Here is an 8,450-nt window from a genome sequence, read left to right as displayed (position 1 = left end):
GCCGCCGCGCCCTCCTCCGCCCGGAACGCGGCCCAGGCCCTGTCCAGGGCGAGCGGGTTTTCGGTGCTCCCGACCGGGCGCGCCTCGCCTTGCCTCTCTCCCGCCTTGCGCCCGGCACGCGCCTCGGGCGCCTTGCCCGTGAGGAGCCGGGTCGCGGCCGACCTGTACGGCTCGTAGGACCACCACAGCCCCGTCAGCGCGATCACGGCGTAGACCGGCAGCAGCCAGGTGCCGGCGACGGCGTGGAGCGACCAGTAGCGCGGGCGCCCCGGCCGGCGCAGGCTCGGCCTCAGCCAGATCCGCCAGGCGTGGGCCTTGGGCCAGCGCAGGTACAGGCCGGTGGCGAGGAACGCGAGCAGCGCCACCGCCGCCGCCCCGGTGATCGTCCGACCCCAGCCCCTGCCCTCCCCGGGCAGGAGCAGCCACCGGTGCAGGCCGCGGATCGTCGCGAAGGTCGCCTCGCCGCGGATCTCGCCGCGCAGCGTGCCGTCGTAGGGATCGAGGTAGACCGAGGGCGGCCGCGCGCCGGACGTGTCGTCGGCGAAGCGCACGCGGGGGACGATCGCCGGGTCGCCGGCGATCGTCAGCGTGCTCACCCTCAGGCCCGGGCGCTGCGCGCCGACTCGCGCGACCAGCGCCTCCGGGCCGAGATGCGGCCGGTCCAGGACCGCGATCCGCGCACGGTCGGCATTGGCGAGATCGACGATGGCCTCCTCGTAGCTCATCATCGCGCCGGTGACGCCGACCACGGCGAGGACGAGACCGGCGGTGAGGCCGAGCGCCCAGTGCAGGCGGAACAGGACGGTGCGGAGGGGGACGGGCATCGCGGGCGGTACGTCATGAGAACGACGCGAAGTCAAGTCTTCCGGCGGGACCCCGAAATTCTCGACGCCGAATTACTACAATTCAGGGTAGTGTCCCCTCGCGTTGCTTGCCCGGCCATGGTCGAACGCCCCGAAACCCTTCGCCCGACACGGACGGACCGGAGGGCCGGGGCCGGTTCTTCGACCCGGCGCCGCCCGACGATCGCCCGGTCGCAGGCCGTCGAGTCGATTGCGCCCTCCGGCGGCCCCGCGTATACAAGGTCATTCCCCTTTTGAATGCGTGAGACGGGACTTTCGGATCGAGCGGTCCGGAGCCTGCGGACCGATGCCCGGCCCCGTCCGTCCACGCGTCGGTTTTGGAGCCCGTGCGAAATATGACCCAGGGTCCGCTGATGCCCAAGGCGACCGCCGTCTGGCTGGTCGAGAACACCTCGCTCGCCTTCGAGCAGATCGCCGATTTCTGCAAGCTGCACCCGCTGGAGGTGAAGGGCATCGCCGACGGCGAGGTCGCCGCCGGGATCAAGGGCTTCGATCCGATCACCGCGGGCCAGCTCACCCGCGACGAGATCGAGAAGGCGCAGAAGTCGCCGGCCTACAAGCTCAAGGTCGCGGTCTCGAAGGTGAAGCTGCCCGAGGTCAAGCGCACCACCAAGGGGCCGCGCTACACCCCGCTGTCGCGCCGCCAGGACCGCCCGAACGCGATCCTCTGGCTGCTGCGCAACCACCCCGAGCTGAAGGACGCGCAGGTGATCCGGCTCGTGGGCACCACCAAGTCGACGATCCAGCAGATCCGCGAGCGCTCGCACTGGAATTCCGGCTCGCTGCAGCCGATGGACCCAGTGACGCTCGGCCTGTGCACCCAGATCGACCTCGACTTCGAGGTCCAGCGCGCCGCCAAGGACCGGCCGGCCGCGCTCGCCGCCGATTCGGGAGCCTCGCTCCTGCCGACCGAGGTCTCCACCCGCGACGAGGCGCCCGAGGCCGACGAGCACCGCCACGGCGGCCGCGAGGAGCGGATCAACGCCGATTCGGTCTTCGCCAAGCTCAAGGGCGTCCGCCCGGCGGACGACGACGAAGACTAGATCGTACCCGGGGGTCTCAAGTCTCCGGACCGAAGGCGTGGGCCTGCTTCGAAGGAAGCGGACCCATTTTCGTGCCGACATCCGTTTCTGTTGAACTTCAGGGCCCGTTGCTGTAGAGAGCCGGCGTCCTTCCGGGCCGACCGCACGCGCGTGTTCTCGTGTTGCGCCGCGCCGCCCCGGGACGACCGCCCTCGGACACCGTACGAACGCGTCGGCAAGCCGATCCCATTTTCGGATCGGTCGCTCCCCCATCCGGAGCGGCAGCGGCAACGGGGGCGTTCGCAACACGAGCCGCCGACGTGAGGGCATCCCTTGAGGGAGCCCGTTCAGGAGACAGAATGACTGCTGGTACCGCTCTGCAGCGCGACGCCTACCGCGACGACTTCGCGGCGCTGCTCGAGGAATCGTTCCTCCAACACGAGATCACCGAAGGCTCCGTCGTCAAGGGTCGCGTCGTCGCGATCGAGAAGGACGTCGCGGTCATCGACATCGGCGCCAAGACCGAGGGTCGCGTCGCCCTCAAGGAATTCAACGGCCCCGGCCGCGAGGGCGAGCTCGCCGTCGGCGACGAGGTCGAGGTCTACGTCGACCGCATCGAGAACGCGCTCGGCGAGGCCGTCATCTCGCGCGACAAGGCGCGCCGTGAGGAGTCGTGGGTCAAGCTCGAGAAGGCCTTCGAGGCCAACGAGCGCGTCTCCGGCACGATCTTCAACCAGGTCAAGGGCGGCTACACCGTCGACCTCGACGGCGCCGTGGCGTTCCTGCCGCGCTCCCAGGTCGACATCCGCCCGGTGCGCGACGTGACCCCGCTGCTCGGCACCCCGCAGCCGTTCCAGATCCTCAAGATGGATCGCCGCCGCGGCAACATCGTCGTCTCGCGCCGCACCGTCCTCGAGGAGAGCCGCGCCGAGCAGCGCTCCGAGCTGGTGGCCAACCTCGAGGAGGGTCAGGTCATCGACGGCGTCGTCAAGAACATCACCGAGTACGGTGCGTTCGTGGATCTGGGCGGCATCGACGGCCTGCTCCACGTCACCGACATGGCGTGGCGCCGCGTGAACCATCCGTCCGAGGTCGTGACCATCGGCCAGACGGTCAAGGTCAAGATCATCAAGATCAACCACGAGACCCACCGCATCTCACTCGGCATCAAGCAGCTGCTCGCCGATCCGTGGGAGGGCATCGCCCAGCGCTATCCGGTCGACGCCAAGCTCAAGGGCCGCGTCACCAACATCACCGACTACGGCGCCTTCGTGGAGCTCGAGCCGGGGATCGAGGGCCTGATCCACGTCTCCGAGATGAGCTGGACCAAGAAGAACGTCCACCCCGGGAAGATCGTCTCCACCTCGCAGGAAGTGGAAGTGCAGATCCTCGAGGTCGATCCGGTCAAGCGCCGCATCTCGCTCGGCCTCAAGCAGACCCTGCAGAACCCGTGGGAGGCCTTCAACGAGAAGCATCCCGTCGGCTCCGAGGTCGAGGGCGAGGTCAAGAACAAGACCGAGTTCGGCCTGTTCATCGGCCTGGAAGGCGACGTCGACGGCATGGTCCACCTGTCGGACCTCGACTGGAACCGTCCCGGCGAGCAGGTGATCGAGGAGTTCAAGAAGGGCGACATGGTCAAGGCGCAGGTTCTCGACGTCGACGTCGAGAAGGAGCGCATCTCGCTCGGCATCAAGCAGATCGGCGGCGACCCCTTCGCGGAGGCCGGCGACGTCAAGAAGGGCCAGATCGTCACCTGCGAGGTCGTCGAGGTGAAGGATTCGGGCATCGAGGTGAAGATCGTCGACACCGACATGTCGACCTTCATCCGCCGCGCCGAGCTCGCCCGCGACCGCGGCGACCAGCGCCCCGAGCGCTTCGCCGCCGGCGAGAAGTTCGACGCCCGCGTCATCCAGTTCGACCGCAAGGCGCGCCGCGTCCAGCTGTCGATCAAGGCGCTGGAAGTCGCCGAGGAGAAGGAGGCGATGGCCCAGTTCGGCTCCGCCGATTCGGGTGCCTCGCTCGGCGACATCCTCGGTGCAGCCTTCAAGAAGGCCCGCACCAGCGACGACGTCGAGGAGAAGTAGTCCGGTCCATGCCGGCCGCCCGGTCCATCCGGGCGGCCGTCAGGTCCCGGTCGATCGAAGGCCCGCGCCGGACACCCGTCCGGCGCGGGCCTTTCGTTTGGCGGGGCAAGACGATCCGGCGGCCCATGACAGGCGCGGCGCAACCGCAAGGCGATGCGGTTTTGGCCCCCTGCGCCCCTTGCCGGTCCGTGTCCGGCAGGGCTAGAACACCGCTCGCGGGCAACCGCCCGGCGCCCACGAGCTCAAGCCTGCCAAGGACTTGGTCTGTACCGCTGCCTAAGGTGCGGACCGCGTCGCGGCACGTGAGCCTCGTGCGCCCTGCCCCGGGCATCGGTCTGCGGGTGGGCTGAGAACCGGCCGGCCCGCGCGGCCGGGACCGTGAGGGAGCAGACCATCGCATGGCAGCCGACGCCGAACTCCTGATCGACCGGCGGCGGCTGCGCCGCAAGCTGTCCCTGTGGCGCGTCGTCGGCATCGGCGGCCTCGTCGTCGCCGTCGGCGCGGTCGGCCTGCGGGTCCGCGCCGGAACGGAGGGCGGGCTGTTCGGTGCGGTGAAGCCGCAGATCGCCCGCATCTCGATCTCGGGCTTCATCTCCGGCAGCGAGGCCACCGCCAAGCTGATGAAGCGGGTCGGCGAATCCGCTGCCGTCGAGGGCGTGGTGGTCTCGATCAACTCGCCCGGCGGCACCACCACCGGCTCCGAGGAGCTGTTCCGCAACTTGCGGGCGCTGGCCGAGAAGAAGCCGATCGTCGCCTTCGTCGACGGCACCGCGGCCTCGGGCGCCTACATCACCGCGATCGCCGCCGACCACATCGTCGCGCGCGAGACCTCGCTCGTCGGCTCGATCGGCGTGCTGTTCCAGTATCCGGACGTGTCGGGGCTGCTCGACAAGGTCGGCGTGAAGGTCGAATCGGTGAAGTCCTCGCCGCTCAAGGCCGAGCCGTCGGGCTTCACCCCGACCTCGCCGGAGGCGCGCGCCGCCCTCGCGGCGGTGGTCGGCGACACCTACGCCTGGTTCAAGAACCTCGTGGCCGAGCGGCGCGGGATGGACGGCGCCCAGGTCGCCACGGTCTCCGACGGCCGGGTGTTCAGCGGCCGCCAGAGCGTGCCGCTGAAGCTCGTGGACGAGCTCGGCAGCGAGCGGCAGGCGATCGCCTGGCTCGAGAGCGCGCGCAAGGTGCCCAAGAACCTGCCGGTGACCGACTGGAAGCCGGCTTCCGGCCAGGGCTTCGGCCTGTTCTCGGCGCTCGGCCTCGGTGCCGACCTCCTCGGGCTCGACGGCCTGTCCGCCCGGTTGGCCGAGGCCGGGGCCGAGGCGAGGGCCGTCACCCGGGGCGGCATGCTCGTGCTGTGGCGCCCGAGCCCGTCCGCCGCGCCCTGATTGGTGCGATCCATCAGGATTCGCGCCCCGGAACTTCGAGAAGACCAGACGCCATGATCAAGTCGGAGCTCGTCCTCAAGATCGCCGAGCAGAACCCGCACCTCTACCAGCGGGACGTCGAGACGCTGGTCAACGCGATCCTCGACACGATCGCCGACGCGCTGGCACGGGGCGACCGGGTCGAGCTGCGCGGCTTCGGCGCGTTCTCGGTGAAGCGCCGGGATGCGCGCCGCGGGCGCAACCCGCGCACGGGTGCGGCCGTTGCCGTGTCGGAAAAGGCCATCCCCGTGTTCAAGACCGGCAAGGAGATGCGCCTGCGCCTCAACGCGGCCGGGATCGGCGAGAGCCAGTCCGCGGCCGAGTAGGGCGCCGCGGGATGCCGGGCGGCCGCGTCGCCGCCGGTGCGGCGGATCGCGGATGGCCCCTCGGGCCATCCGCAGCACGGTTAAGAACGGTTCGGAGAGATCGATGGTCCGCTTCCTCAAGAGTCTGGTGCTGCTGCCCATCGCGGTCCTGGTGATCCTGCTCGCGGTCGCCAACCGCGATCCCGTCCGCCTCTCGCTCGATCCGTTCTCGCCCGATCCGGTGTTCAGCGTGACGCTTCCCCTCTACGCGATCCTGTTCGGCGCCGTGGCGCTCGGCATCGTCGTCGGCGGCATCTTCGCTTGGCTCGGGCAGGGCAAGGCGCGCCGCCAGGTCCGCCACCGCGGCCGCGAGATCCGCCGGCTCGAAGGCGAGACCGAGCGGCTGAAGGCCTACGCCCCGCCGGAGCCCGGCACCGGCCTGACGCTGCCGGGGCGGACCGCGCTGCCGGCCCCGCGCTGACGCGCGATTCCGGTTCTCGGGCCATGTCGATTCGCGTCAAGATCTGCGGCCTGAGCACGCCCGAGACGCTGGCCGCCGCGCTGGAATCCGGGGCCGACTGGATCGGCCTCGTGCGGTTCGAAAAGAGCCCGCGCCATGTCGGCCTCGACACGGCCCGCGCCCTGTCCGAGCAGGCCCGCGGCAGGGCCGAGCGCGTCGTGCTGCTGGTCGATCCGGACGATGCCGCGCTCGCCGCCGCGATGGAGGCGATCGATCCCGACCTGATCCAGCTGCACGGCTCCGAGACCCCGGAGCGCGTCGGCGAAATCCGCCGCCTCGCCGGCCGCCCGGTGATGAAGGCCATCGGCGTCGCGACCCGCGCCGACCTCGATCGGATCGCGGCCTACGCCGTCGCCGACCGCTTGCTCCTCGACGCCAAGCCGCCGCCCGGAGCCGCGCTGCCCGGCGGCAACGGCCGCGCCTTCGATTGGGATCTGCTCGCCGGGGCGGACCTTCCCGCCGGCTGGATGCTGTCGGGCGGCCTCGACGCGGTCAGCGTCGCCGCGGCGCTCGCCCGCACCGGCGCCACCGCGGTCGACGTCTCCTCGGGCGTCGAGGCGGGGCCGGGCGTGAAGGATCCCGACCGCATCGCCGCCTTCGTCAGGGCGGCCCGCGCGGGGGGCTGAGCCGGGATCAGCCCGCTCGCAGATCGGCGAGGGATCGCCGCTGCCGCCCGTCTTCGAAAAAGTTGTCGGGGGCGAGCCAGGCCCCGAACGCCGCCCTCACCCGGGGCCACTCGGCGTCGGTGACCGAGAACCAGGCGGTGTCGCGCGAGCGGCCCTTCACCACGACGGCGTTGCGGAAGACGCCCTCGAAGGTGAAGCCGTAGCGCAGGGCCGCCGCGCGCGAGGGCGCGTTGAGGGCGTCGCACTTCCACTCGTAGCGGCGGTATCCGAGCTCGTCGAAGGCGCGGGCCATCATCAAGGCCATGGCCTCGGTCGCGGCGGGCCGCCGCGCCAGCAGGGCCGAGAAGTGCAGGTGCCCGACCTCGATGACGCCGTTGGCCGGATCGATGCGCAGGTACGACGCGATCCCGACCGCCCGGCCGGTGCCGGCATCGACGACCGCGTGGAACAGCGGGTCGGCGCCGGCCGCCATCGCCGCCAGCTCGGCCCGGTAGGCCCCCTCCGTCTCCGGCAGGGTGTTGCCGAGATAGGTCCAGCCCCGCCGGTCCGGCGCCGCGGAGAAGGCCGAGAACAGGTCGGCGCCATGGCGCTCCGCATCGAGCGGCTCGACCCGGCAGGTGCGTCCCTGCATCGCCTCCCGCGGCGGCAGCGGGCGCGGGCGCCAGTCGGGCAGGGCCGGCCCGATCGGCTGGCCGAAGCTGTTCTCGCGCGCGCTCATCGTCCGCTCCGTTCCTGCACCAGGTCGGCCATGTGTGCTGACATGTCCGCCGCCATATCCTCCCGGCCGCCCGCCGCGCGAAAACCCGCGACCACGCCGGCGCGGTCGGCCTCCGGCCGGTTCTGGCTGAGCTTCCACTTGCCGGCGATGCGCGCGACCGGGATCTCGATCCCGACGATGCCCTTCACCTGCGCGTCGGTGAAGGGTCTGGGCGCGTCGTCCACCGACCAGGGCTCGGGCCGCGACGCCTCGCGCTGGTCGGTGAGTTCGGCGATCTGGCGGCGGAGCCAGTGGGGGTCGTCGACCACAAGCGGCCGACCCCAGGCGTGGACGGTGGCGTAGTTCCAGGTCGGCACCACCTTCCCGGTCTCGCGCTTGGTCGCGTACCAGGACGGGGTGACGTAGCCCTGGGGACCCTGGAACACCACGAGGCATTCCGCGACCTGCGCCAGCTCGCGCCATTGCGGGTTGGCCCGCGCCAGGTGCGCGCGCAGCGTCCCCCGTTCGGACGCCGCGCCGTCGATCAGGAACGGGATCGGGTTCGCCATCAGGCCCCCCGGACCGGCGGTGACCAGGAGCCCGAGGGGATGGGCGCGGATCAGGGCATGCTGCGCCCCGAGGTCGTCCTCTCGGAAATGCGGTGGCTGGTACATCGCGGCGCTCCGGACCGGTGGAGGCCCGTGCTTGACCGATCTCCGGTCCAGGCAAAAGATCCGGTTTCACGCAAGCGACTGGACCACTTCGTGCGCAAGGACCCGGAGAGGGAAACGGCGGGGGCGAGCCCTCCCGGGGACGCGAGCGCCCTCCCCCTCGTGCTCGATCTCGCGCCCGGCGGGGCGCTGCCGCTGCAGGCGCGCATCGGCGACGCGCTTCGCCGGGCGATCCTGGAAC

The 8,450-nt window shown here is 71.1% G+C and carries 9 protein-coding genes; 6 read left to right on the top strand and 3 right to left on the bottom strand.

Annotated elements, in window-relative coordinates; all coding sequences use genetic code 11:
* Positions 1 to 824 (bottom strand): PepSY-associated TM helix domain-containing protein (locus FV223_RS13915; RefSeq protein WP_147727604.1); only part of this gene is annotated, 824 nt, incomplete at its 3' end.
* Positions 825 to 1,198: 374 nt separating this feature from the next.
* On the opposite strand from FV223_RS13915, the gene FV223_RS13910 reads away from it, so the two are divergent.
* From FV223_RS13910 to FV223_RS13885, 6 genes are all read left to right on the top strand, one after another.
* Complete coding sequence (locus FV223_RS13910) at positions 1,199 to 1,906, top strand: cell cycle transcriptional regulator TrcR (RefSeq protein ID WP_147727603.1); 708 nt, start codon at positions 1,199 to 1,201, stop codon at positions 1,904 to 1,906.
* 338 nt (positions 1,907 to 2,244) lie between these two features.
* A complete protein-coding gene (gene rpsA, locus FV223_RS13905; protein WP_147727602.1) occupies positions 2,245 to 3,969 on the top strand; it encodes a 30S ribosomal protein S1 in 1,725 nt (574 codons plus the stop codon).
* A 398-nt stretch (positions 3,970 to 4,367) separates the two neighbouring features.
* Entirely contained in the window at positions 4,368 to 5,351 is a 984-nt protein-coding gene (gene sppA, locus FV223_RS13900) for a signal peptide peptidase SppA (protein WP_147727601.1), read from the top strand.
* Positions 5,352 to 5,404: 53 nt separating this feature from the next.
* Positions 5,405 to 5,716: an integration host factor subunit beta gene (ihfB, locus tag FV223_RS13895; RefSeq protein ID WP_147727600.1), complete on the top strand. Its 312-nt coding sequence runs from the start codon at positions 5,405 to 5,407 to the stop codon at positions 5,714 to 5,716.
* A gap of 103 nt (positions 5,717 to 5,819) precedes the next feature.
* A complete protein-coding gene (locus FV223_RS13890) occupies positions 5,820 to 6,176 on the top strand; it encodes a LapA family protein (RefSeq protein WP_147727599.1) in 357 nt (118 codons plus the stop codon).
* Between the two features lie 23 nt (positions 6,177 to 6,199).
* Positions 6,200 to 6,841, top strand: coding sequence for a phosphoribosylanthranilate isomerase (locus tag FV223_RS13885; protein WP_147727598.1), 642 nt, complete (start codon positions 6,200 to 6,202; stop codon positions 6,839 to 6,841).
* A 7-nt stretch (positions 6,842 to 6,848) separates the two neighbouring features.
* Here the strand turns inward: FV223_RS13885 and FV223_RS13880 are convergent, their stop codons facing one another.
* Both FV223_RS13880 and FV223_RS13875 read right to left on the bottom strand, forming a co-directional pair.
* A complete protein-coding gene (locus tag FV223_RS13880; RefSeq protein WP_147727597.1) occupies positions 6,849 to 7,559 on the bottom strand; it encodes a GNAT family protein in 711 nt (236 codons plus the stop codon).
* Complete coding sequence (locus FV223_RS13875; protein WP_147727596.1) at positions 7,556 to 8,212, bottom strand: FMN-binding negative transcriptional regulator; 657 nt, start codon at positions 8,210 to 8,212, stop codon at positions 7,556 to 7,558. Before FV223_RS13875 ends, FV223_RS13880 begins: the two co-directional genes overlap by 4 nt.
* Positions 8,213 to 8,450: the final 238 nt, after the last annotated feature.

Origin of the sequence: Methylobacterium sp. WL116, assembly GCF_008039455.1 — a bacterium.
Taxonomy (GTDB): domain Bacteria; phylum Pseudomonadota; class Alphaproteobacteria; order Rhizobiales; family Beijerinckiaceae; genus Methylobacterium.
This window is presented reverse-complemented; position numbering and strand designations above follow the sequence as displayed.